Origin of the sequence: Neobacillus sp. PS3-40 (genome assembly GCF_030915485.1) — a bacterium.
Taxonomy (GTDB): domain Bacteria; phylum Bacillota; class Bacilli; order Bacillales; family Cytobacillaceae; genus JAUZPL01.
Genome location: NZ_CP133266.1, coordinates 4,103,296 through 4,124,177, shown reverse-complemented (window position 1 = coordinate 4,124,177; position 20,882 = coordinate 4,103,296). Strand labels below are relative to the sequence as shown.

The window sequence follows — 20,882 nt, the reverse complement described above, 5'->3', positions numbered from 1 at the left end:
ATATTCAATTAAAAAAATGAAGCTATTTTTTATTTCCCTATTTTATTCTGTTTTTCTTGCGATATTCCTAAAAAAAGGAAAAAATTATATAAAAATAGAAAAGAATAACTTTAAAAATGCGGGCAAATACTAGCTTTTCTTCGTATCCCCTACCAAAGCACTGATTAGAGTGAAGCTAAAATGAGTTTCTTATTCTCAAAAGTTAAAACAATACTATTTATGTTTATCTCGATATTTAAGTATTTCAATTTGCATGTGAAAAGACGGATTTTTGGGGTACCTACTTACACTCTGAGATGGGAGAAATGGCGGGATAGTTGGGGTCATTGTCGAATACATGGGGAGATCCTTTTTCAAAACACCTGTTTCCTTTCGAAAAGGTAGAACTAATAATTGGTTATAGGAGAGATCTGAAATATAATCCATTCTTTCACTCCTTTTCATGAGATTTTTAATTTGACTACATATCTTATTCTTTATTTAAGCCTTTTATTACATAATGAAAACTTGCCTATTTCCATTTACTTTTGCAAAACGATTGCAGCTTTTGTTTCTTGAATTAAATATTTTTCGATTTAAAAAATCCTCTTTGCAGGTTGAGCAAAGAGAATCAAGATTATACTTCTACTTTTCTTCTTTAGCTAAAAAAGTACTCGGCATTACCACGGCAACGACTTCACCGCGGGCGCAAAGATGGTTATTTGCATATACTTCCGTCTCTACCTTCCACTTTTTCGGATGGATCTCCTGTAGAGTTCCGACCGCTTTTAATGGCACACCATGTGGGGTTGGTTTTAGATAATCCACTTTTAATGATGCAGTAACAAAACGAGGAGCATCTGACCCATCCCCTATTACTTGTCCATTCTTTTTATGTAATGCCAAGGCAGCTGAACCTGTTCCATGGCAATCAATTAACGACGCAATCATTCCACCGTAAACATATCCAGGAAGGGCAGTATGCTCTGGTTTAGGAGTAAAAATCGTCATAGTTTGCTCCCCTAGCCAACCAGTTCGGAAATGATGGCCCTCTTCATTCAGCCGTCCACAACCATAACACCATGCAAAATCATCCGGGTACACGTCCTGTATTGCCTTTATTACCTTTTCCTCCACAAAAACGCCTCCTTTTATCAGAATATTATAACACACAATACATTCAGTCGTTACCTATAACAACCTTTTACAAATAAGAATTGATTAGGTAAATTAACTAAGAGAGCAAAATAAAAGGAATGGAATCGGAATTCCATAGGCAGGTTTAACAGCCCCTTTAATAATAGATAATAATGTTTTTTTCACTAGGGAGGATTTGATCTTAACATGTCCGATAAAAGCGTTTCGGAAAATGTACAGTTCGTTTCAAACTATTTAAACTTGATTGGACTAAAAGCAAGTTGTAACAATCAAGAGTTTTGGGAGCACTTAGAAAGGAATCATGAAGAAGATATTCTTGATCAGCTTGATCAGGCATTTCAGAAGCATAATGAAGGTGATAGCGATGCAGAAAGCCTTTACGAATTTAAAAATCAAAATCTAAAATTAAGCCTAGATGTTTCGAATTTTTCTACTGATTTATATAAAAGCTATTTTGAATGGTTTACAAATTATCAAATTAAAGCACCTAACAAAATCTTAGATTTAGGCTGCGATAATGGTATTGTTACTTGTTTTTACGCAATGCTGTTCCCTCATTCAGATATTATTGGAATTGATATCCATGGAAATGCAATTAAATGTGCAAATGAACTTGCACGGAATTTAAATCTACCCAATATCTCATTTTTAACTATGGATTTTAATGATATTCAAGAATATTTTCCCGAAAATTCATTTAATCTTATCACGTCATTACGGTCTTTTCATGAAATAATTGGGGAATTTCCAGATGTGCAACCCCCTTGGTCTAAAGAGGATCTAGATAGCTTGGCTCACCAAAACGAACAAGCCTACCTACTTAATCTTATTCGACCTCTTTTAAAGGACGAAGAAAGTAAATTCATTACTTGTGAAAGATTGTCAGGAAAAGGGTCAATAGCATTATGGGCAATTTTGTTAAAAAATGCAGGTTTACATGTTACGTTTGAGGAATCTGATTTTATTGAATTCCACGAAATTGGACAGGAGCAACAAATGCCTGTTTTAATCGCAGGTCAGCAAAAAACAAACACTACCATTATTGAAGGAATATATGGGATGTTCGAAAACGGCGACTTTTAAAAGCACTATTGACAACATTAAGAATGGTTGTATAATACAATTATATATTCTCAAGCACATTTTATTTTAAAAAATAGTTTGATAGGGGGATGGAAATGCAAGCTCACGAAATTATGATCAGCCAAGTTTATAAGGTTAAGGAAAGCGATACTGTTCGGTCTGTTATTGAAAAATTTATTGAAAATCGGATCAGTGGTATTCCGGTAGTTAATGACAAAAATCAAATTGTTGCTTATGTAAGTGACGGAGATATTATGCGCTACATTGGCAAACATGAGGATCGAGTCATTGATTCATTCTACTATGCATTCGTGATAAAAGGAGACGACGAGGAATTCGAGGAAAGAACAAAAAGACTCCTCAATTTAAATGTCCTTGAAATTGCCCGAAAGAAAGTTTTTAAAGTTACTTGGGATGAGGAATTGGAGAATATTGCAGCAATCTTAGGAAAAAAACATATTAAAAAACTCCCAGTTGAACGAAACGGTGTCTTAGTTGGAATCATTAGCCGCGGAGACGTTATTAGGAATTCTTTCAAAGCCATTCTTTAAAGTGGTTAAAAATAGTAAGAGTCAACCGGAAAAAAGGTAATAGAATAGGAGATTTACAAATGTCATCACTACCACAACCTGCAGCAACATCACCTTCTGAAATCATTTCATCTACGGAACAAAAGACAGGTTTATTAACACAACCTCGAGCTGTATGGGCCGTCTTTTTCGCTAGTATTATTGCTTTTATGGGTCTCGGTCTTGTCGATCCGATTTTACCAGCCATTGCAAAAAACCTGGATGCTACGCATAGCCAGGTAACATTGCTATTTACAAGCTATAATGCCGTTATGGCAGTGGCCATGCTCATTACCGGTGCAGTTTCATCAAGGATTGGTATCAAATGGACTCTACTAACAGGGATTATAATAATTGCATTGTTTTCTGCACTCGGAGGGTTTTCAAATAGTATTTGGGCACTTGTTGAACTACGTGGCGGTTGGGGGCTAGGCAATGCACTGTTCGTTGCAACGTCATTAGCCGCTATCGTGTCACTTTCTACTAGTGGTACAGCTACATCTATTATCTTATATGAAGCAGCTGTTGGTCTTGGAATTTCAGTTGGACCACTTCTCGGAGGCTGGCTAGGTGCCATGTCCTGGAGAGGCCCGTTTCTTGGAGTCGCTGCCTTAATGGTGTTAGCCTTCATTGGCCTAACCATTTTAATGCCTAAAGAGAAAAGCAAAAAAATGGTTAAAACGAAAATATCTTTATTAGATCCATTCCGTGCTTTGAAGCACCGTTCTCTTTTAACGTTTGGGATTGCGGCTGCCCTTTATAACTTTGGATTCTTCACATTGCTTGCTTACGCACCTTTTGTTATGGGCTTAGATGAGCATGGATTAGGCTATGTCTTTCTTGGTTGGGGATTATTACTGGCAATTACTTCAGTATTCGTAGCTCCAAAACTTCAAACGTGGTTTGGAACCATTAAATCCATGTGTGCAATGTTAACATTGTTTGCTATTCTTCTAGTCATCATGGGAATCTGGGCATCAACTCCATGGGTAGTAATCACTGCTGTAATTTTCGCAGGTGCAGTATTAGGAAATAACAATACCCTGATTACAACGGCAGTTATGAATTCTGCACCTGTTGAACGATCAACTGCATCTGCTGCTTATAGCTTTCTTCGTTTCATCGGAGGAGCAATAGCTCCCTTTCTTGCAGGTAAATTAGCAGAGTGGTATAACCCACAAATTCCGTTTATTGTAGGAGCAGGTTTCGTTTTACTATCAGTACTATTTATCGCACTCAATTATCAACACGTGAAACATGTCGATCATGTTGGATTAGGTCATTAATTTTTTAAAAAAAGGATCTGCCGCGGGGCAGATCCTTTTTTGGCTAAACAGAATTTATATCCATAAATTCTACTAGGGCATAAGTGCAACTACGCTCTACTATTTACAAATTATGGTTGAACTTCCGAATAGCCTATTACCTCGTCAAACCCGGTGTCGACATTCTTCTAAACCTTTGCATTTCTTCTTTTAAAGGCTAAGATTATTTTTCAACAATCCTTCCATTTCTTCAGCACATAAGGGCTCGATAAAGAAAAAACCTTGTAAGAAGTCGCATTCATGATTTAGTAGGTAATCCACTTGTTCTTGCGTTTCAACACCTTCTGCAATTACTTCAAGGTTTAGCTTATGGGCGATCGAAATAATGTCTTCTGTTATCACTATCTCTTTTTCTTGCCTTTCAATATCTAAAATAAAACTCCTGTCTATTTTAACCATATCAAGCGGAAGCTTTTTCAAGTATGAGAGCGAAGAATAGCCTGTTCCAAAATCATCTAACAATATCTTTATTCCAGATTCTCTTATTTGATTTAATATGAGGATATTTTCCTCTACTATTTCCATAACTTCACTTTCTGTTATTTCAATCTGGAGCCATTTTGCTTCCAGACCAGATTCAGACAAGATACCTTTTAAAAGTTGTGGGCTATTATGAGAGATTTGTAATGTAGAAATGTTAACTGCAACAGCTATTTTTTGATACCCTTTTTTTTGCCACTCCTCATTTTGCCTGCAGGCTTCTCTTAAAATCCATTCTCCAATTCCGGTGATTAGGCCGGTTTCCTCTGCAATTGGAATAAATTCTGTTGGAGAAATCAAGCCTTTTTGTGGATGGAACCATCTAATTAACGCTTCAATACCAGCTATTTCCCTTGTATTTGCTTTAAAATACGGCTGATAGAATAACTTAAATTCATGACATTCAATTGCTTTCCTCAAATCCATTTCCATCTCTTTACGAACCAATACAGTTTCAAGCATGGTTTCATCAAAGACATTGTACGCATTTTTCCCTGCATCCTTTGCACAATACATGGCCGTATCAGCATTTTTAAGGATTTTCCGAACACTTTTCCCATCGTCTGGGAAAATGGTTGATCCCATACTAACTGTCACAAACATCTCATTTTCTTCTACTATCCATTTATTTTGAAAAAGATGTATGATTCGTTGTGCTGTTTCCTCCACTTCACTTTTTGAGGTTATTATTTCTTTTAAAATGACAAATTCATCGCCTCCGAGTCTAGCCATAATAAAATCCGATCCTATGCAGGATATTAGCCTGTCACTAACTGTCTTTAACAGTTGATCCCCAAAATCATGACCAAGAGTATCATTGATTTGCTTGAAATTATCTAGATCTAAAAAAAATAACGCTCCTTTTACATTCAATTCTATTGACAGATTTATTGCTCTATCAAGTTTTTCAATCATGTAAGACCGATTTGGTATGTTCGTTAGTCCATCATAATAAGCCATTTTATATATCTTTTCTTCATATTCTTTTCTTTCAGTAATATCCGTATGAGATCCGACCATTCTAAGATTGTTTCCAAACTGGTCTTTTATCAATTTACCTATACTTAAGGTCCAAATATAGTTGTCAAAAGCGTCTCTCAATCTATATTCAATATAATACTTATCTGTTTTTCCTTCTAAATAATCCTTTACTAGTTGACGAACCCTCGCTTCATCTTCAGGATGCATTTGTCCTAACCAGACTTCATAATGATTCACAATCGCACTTTCCGGGAGAGATAAACGTTCCTTCCATCTTTCCGATATGTAACATTTATTTTCCTGTAAATCCCAATCCCACAGCCCATCATTGGCTGTTTCCACAGCAAGGCGGTATCGTTCTTCACTTGTAATGAGTGCAGACTGTTTGTCCAAAAGTTCATTGTAATTGATTTGTAAATTTTCTTTTGCGACTGCTAATTCTTGATTTGCACGTAAAAGCTGCTGATAATTAGAATAGAGCTTATCTTTTAAATGGGTCACATATTTTTTAACGATAAAAAGAATAAGTAAAATGATAACGGTTATTCCTAAAATTAATTTACTAGTATTTTGGTTGATTACCATTGCTGAGGATGTCTTACTATTAACAAAAGCGGGAAAGTATTTTTGGGGAACTAAGAATGCTAGAAATATGAGCCGCATACTCATCATCTCCTATGATTAAATTTGCATTGCCTAAACGAAGGGGTCATTTGAAACAGTAAAAGACTAGTTACCAGTAATCTATATCAATTGTTTAAACATTTTTAAAATTAATATTATATCGAATATACTACAAAGTAGCAAAGAGGACTAGTTCTAATGTTCTATTTGCAGAAAACCACCCTTTGCAAGCATGAGGGTGGTTGGTAAAAACAATTTAATTCAATGGCTATCATCTTGGGGTTAAATACATTCTATTATGGATTTTCTACGCACCTTTTTTTGAAGTAAGAAAATCATTTGACTGCTTAATGCTAGATTCCTTTTTCTTAAAGGCATACCAGTAGGCCATCGAGATGAATACGCTTCCACCAACGGCATTTCCTAAGAATACAGGGATAAAATTGTGTAAATAATCCATCCAAGTAAAGTGACCTGCAAAAATAGCAGCGGGAATGATAAACATATTGGCGACAACGTGCTGGAATCCAACAGCAACAAAGGTCATGGTTGGAACCCAGATACCGAAAACTTTTCCGGTGATATCTTCTGCACCGTAGCAAAGCCATACAGCCGCGGTAACTAAATAATTACAGCCAATTCCGGAAAGAAATGCTTGCATAAACGTTGTGTGTATTTTCAGTCCAGCAGTAGCAACAGTTTTTGCTAAGTAAGGTCCTGTTTCTGTCAAGCCAATCAAATGCCCGAAAAAATAGGCAACAAAAATAGCCCCAATAAAGTTACTAATTGTTATAAAGAACCAATTCTTTATCACTTGTTTTGTGTTAATTTTTTTTGCATACCTGGCTAGAGGCATAACCATCATATTCCCCGTCAGAAGTTCTCCACCTGCAAGTAAAGTAAGAATGAGCCCGATTGGAAATACAGCACCACCTATCAAACTACTTAATCCGGCCAAATCTCCAGTTAATGTTGCTGTTGTCCGAACGCAAAGCAAATAACCTAACGCAATAAATGCGCCTGCTTGGAATCCTAAAATAAGAGATTGTGATAGAGGAAATTTTGATTTCTTCACTCCATTATTTATTGTAATTTCGACTATTTTTTCTGGTGAATTGTAGGCCATATGATGTTCTCCTTTATATTAGACTATTTTTCTTTTTTACCTTGTGAAATCTTTGCCTTTATTTTATCTCACTCTTTACCCTTAGTGTACCTTTTTCACTATGTTAATAGTGAAAAAAGAGTATTCCGTTAATTATGACATTTTTAATTATGATCGATTGAACGGGATTTGTGGACTTCTGCGGAGATAAGCCCTGTTAAGACTTTTTTGATTAAATTAATGATAAATCGCAAAAAAAATGCCGCCTCTATGCCTCGTTTTAGAATAAACGAGCATAGAGAAGACATTTTCATATTTTTACTTTCAAGTTGATCTTTTTGAATGAGTAAAAGTAATCAGTAATTTTTATTTTTTGCTATGTTGATCATTAGCTTTATGCGGTTAATTTGGTTAACTTTGCTTACGCTTGAGTCATAATCGATAGAAATTAAGTTGGCATTGGGAAAGTCCTTTTTTATCGCATTGAACATTCCTCTTCCAACAATATGATTTGGCAAGCAACCAAATGGCTGCACACACACCACATTTTCGACCCCACTTTCCATTAGTTCAGCCATTTCTCCTGGAAGCAGCCATCCTTCCCCCATTTGATTTCCTAAACTTAAGAAGCGAGCCGCTTTTGTAGCGAGTTCATTAAATTCGAGGGGGACATCAAATCGTTCACTCGCAAGTAAGCCCTCACGGATTGGCTTTCGGTAATATTCGATAAACTTTGTTGCAATACTTCCGATTGCTGCATCAATCTTTGATTTACCGAAGTGAGCAGCATTAAAACCACGATCATAAAGGCAGTATAAAAAGAAGTCGATAAAATCAGGAACGACTGCTTCACCTCCCTCAAGCTCAATAAGCTCGATAAGTTGATTATTGGCAAAGGGATGGAATTTCACAAGTATTTCACCAACGATTCCTACACGAGGCTTTTTTACAATGGATACTTCAATATTATTAAAATCATTGATCATCGCCTTTATAACCTGTCGATATCTATTCATAGAAAAATTAGCTAACAACTCTTGGCAGCGCACTAACCAATCATCATATAGTGTTTGTGAACTACCTTTAATCGTTTCGTATGGTCTGATTGCGAGCTTCAATCTCATCAACAAATCACCTAAGCATGAAGAAATAACTAGTTTTTTTGCCAAAGACACTGATATTTTAAATCCAGGCTGAGTATCAGCCGTCAAGCTGCCAGAATTCAAGGAGAGAACAGGAACTTGTGACATTCCAGCATTTTTCATGGCACTTTTCAGCAAAGCTAAATAATTCGTTGCTCGACAGCCTCCACCGGTCTGGGACATGATGACCGCGGTCCGATTTAAATCATAGTCCCCACTTTTTAAAGCCGATAGTAATTGACCGATCGACACTACTGCCGGATAGCAAGCATCATTATTTACAAATCTTAAACCCTCCTCCACATCATGATCACAAACCTCCTTAAGGACTTTAAAATGGTATCCATGAAGTCGGAATGCTTTCTCAAACAATGCAAAATGAGTCGGCACCATTTGGGGAGCAAGAATGGTATAACCTTCTTTATCCTCTTTGGAAAAAATCGGTTCGATTCTTTTCGGTGTATCTACCAGTTTGAGTGCGTCTTTTTGTTTATCTCTTTCTTCAATTGCTGCCTTTAACGAACGTAATCGAATCCTTGCGGCACCTAGATTACTAATTTCGTCCATTTTTATCCAGGTATAGAGTTGATGGCCCTCTTCCAATATTTCTTCAACAGCATCCGTGGTGATCGCGTCAAGACCACAGCCGAATGATGTAACCTGCAGCAATTCAAGCTGATGGTACTTTTTAACAACGTCTGCTGCTTGATACAACCTGGAATGAAATGTCCATTGATTTACTACATTGCTACGTTGTTGATCCTCGGCAAGATGACAAATGGAATCCTCTGTTAAAACAGCCATCCCGAGCTTATTGATTTCATCTGATAGACCATGATTGATTGCCGGATCAATATGGTACGGATGCCCTGCAACTACTATACCTTTTATATGATCTCGTTCTAATTGAGCAATCACTTCCTCACCGCGTCGGTGAAGCCACCCCGTAAATGCTACTTCTTCCTGTTTAGCTTTTTTTAGAGCTTGCTTGATTTCTAGTTTTGAAATGTCCTTGAAGCAAATAAATAATTCTTTCACTAGTGAAGAAGGATCATCCATTGATAAAAATGGATGGAGTAACCGAATTTGATTTTCTTCAAGATCCTTTGCCATATTTACACGAATAACTTCCGGGTAGGAAGCGACAATTGGGCAGTTAAAATGGTTTTGCAGTGTGTTATGCTCATTTTTTTCAAATACAACAGCAGGGTAAAAAATGGTCTGTACACCTTTCTCAATCAAATTCATCACATGTCCATGAGAAAGCTTTGCTGGATAACAAACAGATTCAGAAGGAATCGTCTCAATTCCTTTTTCAAATATTTCTTTTCCTGATGGATCCGATAATCGAACTTCAAAGCCCAGTTCAGTAAAAAATTGATGCCAGAATGGATAGTTTTCAAAAAGGTTTAACACGCGCGGGATTCCAATGACGCCACGATATGCAGCACTTCCTGTCAAACCAGTCCGTTGGAATAACTTCCCTAGCTTTTCTTCAATTAAATTTGGCAGCGAGCTTTTTTGTTTCTGTTTTCCTGCCCCACGCTCACAACGATTCCCCGTTATTAATGCCCGTTTGCCACCAAAACGGTTAATCGTAATCGGGCAGTTGTTTTCACAAATTCCACAACGTCGATGTGTTGTCGTCACTTGAAACCCTTGTAACTTATCTTCTGATAATAGCTGTGACTTCGTATCTTTAATCCAGCGCTGTTTGGCTAGCAATGCGATTCCATACGCCCCCATCAAACCAGCTAAATCAGGACGGATCACGTCTTTACCAGTCAATTTTTCAAAGGCTCTTAACACTGCATCATTTAAAAATGTACCGCCCTGAACTACAATTCGGCGCCCCATTTCGTCCATTGATTTCATTTTTATTACTTTATAAAGGGCATTCAAGATAACAGAATACGATAAGCCCGCAGAAATATCAGCGATACTAGCGCCTTCCTTTTGGACTTGTTTAACTTTGGAATTCATAAAGACAGTGCAGCGTGAACCAAGTTCCACTGGAGCTTCTGAGGTTAATGCAAGTTTTGAAAAATCCTGAATATTCAACCCTAATGACTCTGAGAAATTTTCTAAAAATGATCCACAACCGGCCGAACAAGCTTCATTTAAAATGATCCGGTCAATGACCCCATCCTTGATCTTGATACATTTCATATCCTGTCCGCCAATATCTAAAATAAAATCAACATCAGGCTGGAATTTTTTCGCGGCTTGATAATGTGCAACCGTCTCAATTTCACCATCATCCATTTGAAAAGCTGCTTGGATTAATTTTTCCCCATAACCGGTCACCATAGAATAGCCAATCTTTACTTTGTCGGGAATGGACTCATAAAGATTCTGTAATCCCATTCTTGCAGTAGTAACCGGATCACCTTTATTTTTTTCATAAAAGCTATACAACACTTCATCATTTTCACCGATTAAGACCATTTTTGTCGTTGTTGAACCAGCATCTACCCCTAAGAAGGCATTTCCTTGATAGGTTGCGAGGGGCTCTTTTTTTACCTTTGCACTCTTATGGCGATTTTGGAATGAGAGAAAATCAGATTCAGTTGAAAAAAGCGGATTATGTTGGTGGGATGTAGTGGGAGCTTTCATGTTATTCAATTCGGATAATAATTGGATCAGCTCTTCAATATCTATTGAATCATTTCGTTCGCTTTCAAGTGCTGCTCCAATCGCAACATAATAATGTCCATTTTGGCTATGCAGTACATGCTCATCTTTTAAATGCAACGTTTCGATGAATCGATGCCTTAATTGATTTAGGAATGTCAGTGGGCCACCTAGAAAGGCGACATTCCCACGAATCGGGCGTCCGCAGGCAAGCCCCCCAATTGTCTGATTGACAACAGCTTGAAACACTGAGGCAGCAATATCCTCTCTTCTTGCCCCCTCATTTAAAAGCGGTTGAATATCCGTTTTCGCAAATACACCACATCTTGAAGCGATCGGGTAGATTTTCTCAGCTGCGCTAGCAAGTAGGTTCAGCCCTTCAGCATCCGTATTCAGCAGTGATGCAATTTGATCGATGAATGCCCCTGTTCCCCCGGCACAGGCCGAATTCATTCGTTGCTCCAATCCATTTGATAAATAGATTAGCTTGGCATCCTCACCGCCAAGTTCAATAATTACATCGATATTTGGGTCCGTTGATTTGACTGCCTCTGTACAGGCGACCACCTCCTGGATAAAAGGAATTCCCAAAAGTTCGCAAAGCCCTATCCCCGATGAACCACTTGCATTCATTTTTAGCTTTGCATGTGGGAATTGATCAGCAACCAGGTTCAAAAGTTTTAATGTTGTATTTTTAATATCAGAAAAATGTCGTTGGTATGATTTAAAGATGATTTCATTCTGGTTGTTTAACACCACTAGCTTTGCCGTTGTCGAACCGACATCGAGCCCAACTTGAAGTTCCATCCTTAATCCTTCCTTTCTTATGACGCACTCTTTCCAACAGACATTAGTGAACACTTCCCTTTTTTAACTCTATTCTAGACAAGCTTTATTTTTTATAAAGACAAAGCCAAGGTTAAAAACTAACCACGGCTTTACATGTTATATTTTTTTGTTTTAACCGTGCTCATAGAACACGATTTTAAACCGGAAACAAGTGTAACGATAAGACTGATGATGCCGATCCATAGTAAAACAGATGTAGCATGATTAAAGCTTAACCCTTTGTCAAAGTAGAATAACTCTCGCACTCCTTCAACCATGAAACGCATTGGCAACCAAGAATAAATCCAATCACGGTAAAATGGGGACATAAACTCCGGTGCCATCGCTAAAAGTGGCGCCCCGAAGAATAGAATAATCACAAAGATTCCAATCCCCTTAATACCCAACCACGATAAAACAGCCGTAATCATTAAGAAAAAGCTGAAGTATGCAATCGCTAAAAATAAGGCAGTATCTGTAAATTTTTGAATATTCATTCCTAATGTGTCAGCAATCCATGTCAAGCCAAATCCAGCAAATAGAGCAATGACAGCCCCTGTACAAATCTGTATCCATAGGTTCATGAATTTTTCTTTTCGATCCGCAAAAACTAATTTATTCATCATCAAAAATAGGATAACTGCTCCAGCTATACTACCGATCCAAAGTGGTTGGAATAAGGAGATAGGTGCATTTCCATTTGCGCTATGAGTTCCAATTTCATTTACATTTGTTACTTTTTTAGCAATCGGTGCCACTAGTGTAGCAGCCTGTTTTGTTGTTAATGGCTGGCCTTGTTTTTCAAACCCTGCTACTATTTCTGTACGGATATTATTAGTTAGATTGTCAACAACCCCATTTAACACCTGCCCAGCCATTGTGGCACCCATTGTGTTCATTCCTTGATTTATCACTATTTTAACCTCAGGAGTAGCAGGGTTTGGAGTTCGAAGTGAAGCTTGTTTCAAACTAAAATCTTTTGGAATAATGAATGCTGCATAATAATCCTTATTATCTAAACCCTTCTTCACTTTTTCATAGCTACTTACAGAAATCCATTTAACAACTGGTTCTTTTTCAGGTATTGGATTGGACATTTCCTTGATTTTTTCTGATATTGTTTTTCCCATATTCAATTTTCCTTGATTGGGAACATCTACCCCCATGTCTTCGTTTACAATAGCTATGGGTACGTTTTTAGGTGTTGGATTTAGGGTTGGAGCAATTGTTAGACCAAAGATGATAACCACTACCAAAACAATAATTGGTGAAAAAAGGGCCAGTTTATTCTTTAATAAATTCATAATATGAATCCTCCTTACTTATTTTTATGATGGAAGGACCATAAACAATGCTAAAATTAATAATGAACACTTTGATGATACACCTTACACTGAAACCAACTATATTTCGAATGAGAGAAGGCACATTAATAAGATCCATCCCCCTTTGTCCTGTTCAATTCCAAGCTTGTTCTTCACCAATCTCTCCTTTTAGCTTAACTTGTGTTAGCCTCCATATTTATTTAGCAAATTCTTCAATGTATGATTTCTACACTTTTGAATAATTACATACCTCTTAGGAAAACGTATTGTTTAGGAGGTGTTTGGCTCATGACAGGATCGTTTTCAAAAAATAGGATCATTCACGAAAGTGATTTTTCAAATTCACTCTCTTCTTCTCTTATGCAAAATATTGATAACTTAAAGGTTATGTTTGAATCATGTGACGATATTATTTTTCATATTACTCAATTCAGTAACCAAGCGGGATGCTTGGTCTATCTGTCTGAAATGGTCAGCACTCAGGCCATGTTTGAAATTGAACAAGGCCTATCATCTTATTCAAAAATAACTGATTTGAAGGAATCTGTGCCATCTTTCATCCATAAACGCTTCACCTATAGCACTGTAATGGAAATAGACCAAATTCAACATGTTGTTGAACAAATTTTGGCAGGGAATACTGTATTACTTGTTGATGAAATTCGAAATGCATTTGTATTTCGTTCAATCAACACACTTGGCCGAACCATTACAGATTCAGTTACAGAACGAACGGTTAGAGGTCCCCGAGAAGGCTTTGTTGAAGATCTTCAAAAAAATGTGATGTTGATCAGGCGGAAAATCAAAACATCAGCATTAAAAGTAGAAAATGTAACGATCGGAAAACAAACCAATACACAGATTAGTGTCGTTTATATTAAAGGGATTGCGAGTGATGAAATTATTAAAGAAGTTCATCACAGACTAGAGAGAATAAACATTGACGGTATTTTAGAAAGCCATTACATCGAAGCAATGATAAAGGATTCCCCTAGATCGCCAGTTCCAACGGTTTTCAGTACTGAACGACCAGACCGTGTTTGCGGTGGCTTATTGGATGGAAAGGTCGCTATCCTTGTCGACGGTTCACCGTTTGCATTAACGGTTCCAGCTTTATTTGTTGAATTTCTGCATTCAAATGAGGATTACTATGACTCGTCACTAGTGGCCACCCTACTGCGATGGATTCGATTTCTCGGCCTTTTTATAACACTGATTTTACCAGCCTTTTATATTGCTTTAACAACCTTTCATCAAGACTTGCTCCAAGATCCATTCTTGATTAAGATTGCTGCCGACCGAGAATCCTTGCCGTATCCAGTCGTAATTGAAGCAATCTTCATGCTTTTAACATTTGAACTTGTCCGTGAAGCAGGCTTACGTATGCCGAAAACTTTTGGTGGAGCAACGATTACTATTTTAGGACTCGTGATTATCTCACAAACAGCTGTTCAAGCAGGGATAATTGGTCCCGAGCTAGCTGTTGTAATATCTGTTACATCTTTAACATCATTTATTTTACCGAATTATTCCTTTCATCAGATTATCCGCTTTTCCAGTGTCCCTTTACTTATATTGGCTGGGATATTCGGGTTTATGGGGATCATTGTCGGACTCATGTTTGGATTAGCCTATTTAGTTAGTTTACGCTCTTTTGGTGTTCCATATTTCTCACCTGTTTCCCCTGCACGAAAAGAAAGCTGGAAAGATGTTTTCATTCGTGCACCATGGTGGGCCATGAAAACGCGCCCTGCTGGACTTGATATAGAAAATAGTAGACGGGCGGGCGATGGGAATTATGCAAAACCTCCACAAAATAAGGAGGAAGATGAAGAATGAGATTGACACAAAGACTAATGATCCTTCAGCTACTTTTTATCCCTTTCCTTCTTTCTGGTTGCTGGAGTGCAAAGGAAATTCATGATCTTGGAATTATTAACGCCCTGGGGATTGATTTCAACGAAGCAGGAGAATTTGAAATTACAACTGTAATAGTTAGGCCCTCCGAACTTTTTCCAGAATCAGTTGGTGGACCTAGGTATGGAAAACAAAATAGATATTTAATTGAGACAGCAACCGGTCAAACCATTTTTGAAGCCATAAGTAAATTATCAAAATCGATTTCTGATAAAATCTATTTCGGACATTTAGATGTTGTTGTTTTTGGAGAAAAAGCAGCCAGAGAAAAAATGATCCCCTCATTAGATTTTATTAGTAGGGAAAATGAATTTCGTCCAAATATCTACCTACTTGTCACAAAGGGGAAAGCTGCAGATGTGATCAATACTTCCCCTGAGTTTAATAAAACACTGGGGTTAGAATTCAAAAATTTAACAAAATCAAGTCGTTTTGCCGCTACAAAAATGGTGAAAGACATTAGCCAGTTTATGAATGACTTCACTAGTAATACAAAAGACCCGATAACAGGTGTTTTAATGACAGCAAACGACCTCGGGATTAATGCTAAAGGTGAGGATCAGGAATCACAGTATTACCAAAAAGGGAGACCACAAGTGATCAGTTTGGACGGAACAGCCGTTTTTAAGAAAGGGAACTTAAAAGGATTTTTAGATGAAAAGGAAACACACGGACTCCTTTGGATAAAAGGTGATTTGAAAAACGATATTATTGTGATGAACCTTGGAAACGATAAAAAAGTTAGTATTATTATTAGGAATAGCAAGTCACAATTCATTCCATATATTACTGAAAAATATACAAAAATGACTGTTAAAACTCAGGTTGAAGCCGATATTGGCGAAGTGACAATTCCAAATCTTCATTTAGACAGTAATCAAATTGATCGGCTCAATCGACAGTTGGAAGAAATCATTATTAAAGAAGAAACGACTGTATTAAATAAGGCCCAAAAGGATTGGCAAACTGATATTTTTGGATTTGGAGAAGCCATCTATCGAAATCAGCCTTTGATATGGGATCTGATGGCACCAAATTGGGGAAATGGAGGTCTTAAAAATATGAAAGTAGATTTAAAAGTAAAGGCTAACATATCCCGATACGGGCTACATAAAGATCCTAGTAATCCTGATGAATCGAGGTAACGTATGAAAATAATATTAAGTCTACTTCTTATTGGATTAATGATTATTTCGATAGCTCCCCAATCTTACCAAATATTGAAAAAGAGAGAAAAAAAACATTATTTGTGCAAGTTGGGATTATTGGACTAGCAATTATTGCAGGGATTTTTTTGATCTATGATATTCGAGATCCTTCCATCGCAAGCCTATTAAATAAATTAAGCCCTATTGATAAATGAAACGGAGGTTTGAAAGATGATTGAACAGGGCCGAATCAGCAATACTCAGGCAGCAATGCTTGCGATTACATCATTGACGATTATCGGTCATTTAATTCTATTGACCGTCGTCTTCTTCTATAGTCGACAAGATAGTTGGATTGCTGCGATTGTGGGTACTTGCCTAGGATTAATTGGAATTATTGCTATAGCAAAATTGTCGCAATGCTTCCCAGGACTTACTTTAATTGAAATCTTGTTTCAGCATTTCTCATGGCCAGGAAAAATCATTGGGATTCTATACCTCCTATATTTTTATTTGATGGTTGTTTTAGCGACACGATTATATGTTGAAGCATACAAAAAAGTCATGATAGAAACACCTACTTGGGCATTTGTAACTGTTATTCTCCTTTTGACTTCCTTTATTGTTTATTTGGGGTTGGAAACGCTCGGGCGCGTTAATCAAATTATGTTACCCATTCTGATCATATTCGGAATTACGCTTGTCTTCTTAACTATGAATGAGAATAAAGACTACTCAAATTTATTACCTATTTTAGGAAATGGGATTATACCTGTTGCAAAAGGATCTCTATCAATAATGGGATGGTTCGGTGAATTTGCAATTATGGGTATGATACTACCCTATGTACAGAGACCTAAAAAATTAGTTAAAACAGGGATATTCGCCGGAGTTATTACATTAATTATTTTCATGGGCCCAATCACGGGGCCAATTGCAATATTCGGACCTGTTGAGGCAGCCAAAATGGTCTTTCCAACCTTTTCAGAAGTTCGTTATATAAGGGCTGGGGAAGTCATTAATCGCTTTGATTCGATCGCTATCCTATTTTGGACTGTAGGCTCAATGATTCGAATCTCCTTGTTTTTTTACGGACTTAGCTTAGGGATTGGTCAAGCATTACGATTACCCTCATACCGACCATTAGTCATTCCATTAGCATGGCTGATTGGAGTGGGTTCCATTATATTTGCAAAAAATTATGCAGAATTTAACGAATTTATGTTTGAGTCCTATGTTCCGATTAATCTCTTAATGGGCTCAGCTATTCCCATATTTCTAATTCTAATTGCATGGATATTCTTACGGAATCGAAAAAGACAATCTGTATAAACAATTGTTTTATTTCAATACAAAAAGGCGAAATCTTTATTCGGATTTTGCCTTTTATTTTTTGCTTTGCTAAATTATATTATCGTTGTCAAAGTGTAAATATTATGAAGGTTTTTAATTTTATGTAATTTCTGTGTCAGTTTTTCAAATTTATAGATTATTAGAATAACTTATTGTACACTAATTCACAGAGAGCGCTTACAGGAAAAATACACCAAAAAAACTCTATGTTTTGGGGGAATTAACTATGTCAAACGGTAATCAAAGTGCATTTTTCATGCCATCAGTTAATTTATTTGGTCAAGGAGTTGTCAATGAAGTCGGTAATCGATTAGTAGGTCTCGGAGTTAAAAAAGCCCTATTAGTCTCAGATGCAGGTTTAAATGCATTAGGAGTTGTCGATCAAATTGCTGGTATTATTCGTGAAGCAGGGGTGGACGTAGCCGTTTTCCCAAAAGCAGAACCAAATCCTACTGATAAAAACGTAGCAGAGGGTTTACAGGCTTATATTGATGAAAACTGTGATGGTATTGTTACTCTTGGTGGAGGAAGCTCTCATGATGCAGGTAAAGGTATCGGATTAGTAGCAGCCAATGGCGGCACAATTCATGATTACGAAGGTGTAGATGTATCTAAAAAACCAATGGTTCCACTTGTGGCCATTAATACTACTGCCGGAACGGGTAGTGAAGTTACCAAATTTACGATTATAACAAATTCTGCACGCAAAGTGAAAATGGCTATCGTTGATAAACATGTAACACCTGCTTTATCAATCAACGACCCACTTTTAATGGTTAAAATGCCACCCTCCTTAACAGCTGCTACAGGTTTAGATGCTTTAACACATGCTGTAGAGGCATATGTTTCAACTGCAGCCACACCAATTACAGATGCACTTGCAATTCAAGCAATTAAAATTATTCCAAAATACTTACCTCGTGCTGTAGCAAACGGTGAGGATATTGAAGCTAGAGAACAAATGGTATTTGCTCAATCGTTAGCTGGAATGGCATTCAATAACGCCTCTTTAGGTTATGTGCATGCGATCGCTCACCAATTCGGAGGATTCTACAACTATCCACATGGTGTATGCAATGCTATTCTTTTACCACATGTATGTAAATTCAATCTTATCGCTAGAGAAGATAAATTTGCTGAAATTGCTGTTGCTTTAGGTGAAAATGTTGATGGCCTTAGCGTTCGTGAGGCCGCTGAAAAAGGCATTGCAAAAATTGAGCAAATGTCTAAAGACTTAAACATTCCTTCTGGTTTCACAGAATTAGGTGCAAAAGAGGAAGATATTCCAACATTAGCTGAAAATGCGATGAAGGATGCATGTTCATTTACAAATCCTCGTAAACCTAAATTACAAGAAGTTATCGATATCATTAAGGGTGCTTTGTAAGCACCTTACACTATACACATCAAAAAATTAAGCTCTCTTATTATAACAAAACAGGCACCATCCAATTTTTGGATGGTGCCTGTCACCTTTTATATACTTAATCTCTATCTAGAAGTGCTGCACCAGCAATACCTGGTTTGGTCATTTCGTAAATATTTAGGATTTGATCTAATTCTTCCTCTGTAAGGACATCATGCAGAAGGCATAATTCCCGAACTGACTTTCCACTTTCAGTCGCTTCTCTGGCAATTCTTGCTGCTACTTCATAGCCAATATGTGGATTTACAGCTGTGATAATTCCAACACTTTTTTCTACATATTCTTTAAGACGAGCTTCATTAGCTTCAATGCCTACTAAACAATTATCTGTAAAGGTGCGGAATCCATTATTCATGATACTAATTGACTGTAGCAAGTTAAAAACTAAAACAGGTTCCATAACGTTCAACTCAAGTTGGCCCGCTTCAGAAGCTAAGCAAATAGTATGGTCATTTCCGATTACTTGGAATGCAATTTGATTGATCAATTCTGCCATGACAGGGTTTACTTTTCCTGGCATAATCGAAGAGCCTGGTTGACGTGCTGGTAGTGAAATTTCTGCTAACCCAGTTCGAGGTCCTGAAGCCATCATTCTCAAATCATTGGCGATTTTTGACATATTCATCATACAAACCTTAAGCGCTGCAGAAACCTCTGTATATGAATCTGTATTCTGCGTTGCATCCACCAAATGTTCGGCATTAACTAGTGGCAATCCACTAATTTCCGCCAATTGTTTTACTACATCAATAATATAACTTGGGTCTGCATTTAATCCCGTTCCTACAGCTGTAGCGCCCATATTTACTTCATATAAATGGTTGCGTGATTGCTTAATCCTGTTAATATCACGTTCAACGACGCGACTATATGCCTCGAATTCTTGTCCGAGACGGATTGGAACAGCATCTTGAAGATGAGTACGTCCCATTTTTATCACATGTTCAAATTGCACAGCCTTTTTCTTGAAGGTATCATGCATATGATTCATCGTTTCAAGTAATTTTTCTAATAAATTAAGAGTTGCTATATGTATTGCTGTTGGAAATACATCATTTGTAGATTGCGACATATTTACATGACTATTTGGACTTAAATGAATATATGCACCCTTTTCATGCCCAAGCAGTTCAAGAGCACGGTTGGCAATAATCTCGTTAATATTCATATTCATTGATGTTCCAGCTCCACCTTGAATTGGATCAACAATAAACTGGTCGAGCCACTTACCTTCAATCATTTCATCGGCGGCTGTACAGATGGCTTCACCCAATCCACTATACAAACGTGATGTATTCATATTTGCAATAGCAGCTGCTTTTTTTACCATTGCTAATGCCTGAATTAAATCTCCATTAACGCGGTAGCCTGTTATTGGAAAATTTTCAATAGCTCGTAGTGTTTGGATACCATAATATACATCAGCAGGTATTTCTTTTTCCCCTAAAAAATCATGTTCCATTCTTTTGTTGTCTGTTGACATCCCAATTCCACCTTTTTTGAAAAACTATCAATTTCGACAGTCCCTCTTATTCATGATAAGAAAACTCACTAATTGGCAAGCCACTCCAAAGTTCAAAGACAAAAGCACAGTTATAATTACCAAGCTCGAATTAGCGAATAATCTTGTCCCACCCTTACTATAGCGAATTAGGCAGTAGCTGTCTTCCTAAAAACCAAGATAATTCGATGAAATAGATAAAAAATTTTAGAGTTTGTAACTGCATTCACTGTCAAAATACAATTGTCCATTGGTGGTGCATAGTATGGTAATTATGGATATTTTTGTAAAAAAATAAAGTGTT

The 20,882-nt window shown here is 37.1% G+C and carries 13 protein-coding genes; 7 read left to right on the top strand and 6 right to left on the bottom strand.

Annotation, left to right across the window (positions count from 1 at the left end; translation table 11 throughout):
- Positions 1-624: 624 nt before the first annotated feature.
- Entirely contained in the window at positions 625-1,116 is a 492-nt protein-coding gene (locus RCG20_RS20000) for a PaaI family thioesterase (RefSeq protein WP_308181891.1), read from the bottom strand.
- Positions 1,117-1,323: 207 nt separating this feature from the next.
- Between RCG20_RS20000 and RCG20_RS19995 the strand changes: the two genes are divergently transcribed.
- The 3 genes from RCG20_RS19995 (at position 1,324) to RCG20_RS19985 (ending at position 4,075) form a co-directional block, all read left to right on the top strand.
- Positions 1,324-2,220, top strand: coding sequence for a class I SAM-dependent methyltransferase (locus tag RCG20_RS19995; RefSeq protein WP_308181890.1), 897 nt, complete (start codon positions 1,324-1,326; stop codon positions 2,218-2,220).
- Positions 2,221-2,315: 95 nt separating this feature from the next.
- Complete coding sequence (locus RCG20_RS19990; RefSeq protein ID WP_308181889.1) at positions 2,316-2,771, top strand: CBS domain-containing protein; 456 nt, start codon at positions 2,316-2,318, stop codon at positions 2,769-2,771.
- 59 nt (positions 2,772-2,830) lie between these two features.
- A complete protein-coding gene (locus RCG20_RS19985) occupies positions 2,831-4,075 on the top strand; it encodes an MFS transporter (RefSeq protein ID WP_308181888.1) in 1,245 nt (414 codons plus the stop codon).
- A 189-nt stretch (positions 4,076-4,264) separates the two neighbouring features.
- Here RCG20_RS19985 and RCG20_RS19980 read toward each other — a convergent pair whose 3' ends face one another.
- The 4 genes from RCG20_RS19980 to RCG20_RS19965 form a co-directional block, all read right to left on the bottom strand.
- A complete protein-coding gene (locus tag RCG20_RS19980; protein WP_308181887.1) occupies positions 4,265-6,238 on the bottom strand; it encodes a putative bifunctional diguanylate cyclase/phosphodiesterase in 1,974 nt (657 codons plus the stop codon).
- 268 nt (positions 6,239-6,506) lie between these two features.
- A complete protein-coding gene (locus tag RCG20_RS19975) occupies positions 6,507-7,325 on the bottom strand; it encodes a formate/nitrite transporter family protein (protein ID WP_308181886.1) in 819 nt (272 codons plus the stop codon).
- Between the two features lie 335 nt (positions 7,326-7,660).
- On the bottom strand, positions 7,661-11,887 hold the full coding sequence (locus tag RCG20_RS19970; protein ID WP_308181885.1) for an acyl-CoA dehydratase activase-related protein: 4,227 nt from the start codon (positions 11,885-11,887) through the stop codon (positions 7,661-7,663).
- A 131-nt stretch (positions 11,888-12,018) separates the two neighbouring features.
- Entirely contained in the window at positions 12,019-13,212 is a 1,194-nt protein-coding gene (locus tag RCG20_RS19965) for a YhgE/Pip domain-containing protein (protein WP_308181884.1), read from the bottom strand.
- 309 nt (positions 13,213-13,521) lie between these two features.
- On the opposite strand from RCG20_RS19965, the gene RCG20_RS19960 reads away from it, so the two are divergent.
- The 4 genes from RCG20_RS19960 (at position 13,522) to RCG20_RS19945 (ending at position 19,038) form a co-directional block, all read left to right on the top strand.
- Positions 13,522-15,072, top strand: a complete 1,551-nt coding sequence (locus tag RCG20_RS19960) for a spore germination protein (protein WP_308181883.1) — start codon at positions 13,522-13,524, stop codon at positions 15,070-15,072.
- Positions 15,069-16,295 carry a Ger(x)C family spore germination protein gene (locus RCG20_RS19955; RefSeq protein WP_308181882.1) on the top strand — a complete coding sequence of 409 codons (1,227 nt, stop codon included), beginning with the start codon at positions 15,069-15,071 and terminating at the stop codon, positions 16,293-16,295. Before RCG20_RS19960 ends, RCG20_RS19955 begins: the two co-directional genes overlap by 4 nt.
- Positions 16,296-16,529: 234 nt before the next feature.
- A complete protein-coding gene (locus RCG20_RS19950) occupies positions 16,530-17,630 on the top strand; it encodes a GerAB/ArcD/ProY family transporter (protein WP_308181881.1) in 1,101 nt (366 codons plus the stop codon).
- Positions 17,631-17,877: 247 nt separating this feature from the next.
- Entirely contained in the window at positions 17,878-19,038 is a 1,161-nt protein-coding gene (locus RCG20_RS19945; protein ID WP_308181880.1) for an iron-containing alcohol dehydrogenase, read from the top strand.
- A 97-nt stretch (positions 19,039-19,135) separates the two neighbouring features.
- On the opposite strand, the gene aspA is transcribed toward RCG20_RS19945, so the two are convergent.
- Positions 19,136-20,560, bottom strand: a complete 1,425-nt coding sequence (gene aspA, locus RCG20_RS19940) for an aspartate ammonia-lyase (RefSeq protein WP_308181879.1) — start codon at positions 20,558-20,560, stop codon at positions 19,136-19,138.
- Positions 20,561-20,882 lie beyond the last annotated feature (322 nt).

Excerpts from the sequence above, each read along its gene's own strand:
- RCG20_RS19995 (WP_308181890.1), top strand. The coding sequence starts at position 1,324 with ATGTCCGATAAAAGCGTTTCGGAAAATGTACAGTTCGTTTCAAACTAT.
- RCG20_RS19990 (WP_308181889.1), top strand. The coding sequence starts at position 2,316 with ATGCAAGCTCACGAAATTATGATCAGCCAAGTTTATAAGGTTAAGGAA.
- RCG20_RS19985 (WP_308181888.1), top strand. The coding sequence starts at position 2,831 with ATGTCATCACTACCACAACCTGCAGCAACATCACCTTCTGAAATCATT.
- RCG20_RS19980 (WP_308181887.1), bottom strand. The coding sequence starts at position 6,238 with ATGCGGCTCATATTTCTAGCATTCTTAGTTCCCCAAAAATACTTTCCC.
- RCG20_RS19975 (WP_308181886.1), bottom strand. The coding sequence starts at position 7,325 with ATGGCCTACAATTCACCAGAAAAAATAGTCGAAATTACAATAAATAAT.
- RCG20_RS19970 (WP_308181885.1), bottom strand. The coding sequence starts at position 11,887 with ATGGAACTTCAAGTTGGGCTCGATGTCGGTTCGACAACGGCAAAGCTA.
- RCG20_RS19965 (WP_308181884.1), bottom strand. The coding sequence starts at position 13,212 with ATGAATTTATTAAAGAATAAACTGGCCCTTTTTTCACCAATTATTGTT.
- RCG20_RS19960 (WP_308181883.1), top strand. The coding sequence starts at position 13,522 with ATGACAGGATCGTTTTCAAAAAATAGGATCATTCACGAAAGTGATTTT.
- RCG20_RS19955 (WP_308181882.1), top strand. The coding sequence starts at position 15,069 with ATGAGATTGACACAAAGACTAATGATCCTTCAGCTACTTTTTATCCCT.
- RCG20_RS19950 (WP_308181881.1), top strand. The coding sequence starts at position 16,530 with ATGATTGAACAGGGCCGAATCAGCAATACTCAGGCAGCAATGCTTGCG.
- RCG20_RS19945 (WP_308181880.1), top strand. The coding sequence starts at position 17,878 with ATGTCAAACGGTAATCAAAGTGCATTTTTCATGCCATCAGTTAATTTA.
- aspA (WP_308181879.1), bottom strand. The coding sequence starts at position 20,560 with ATGTCAACAGACAACAAAAGAATGGAACATGATTTTTTAGGGGAAAAA.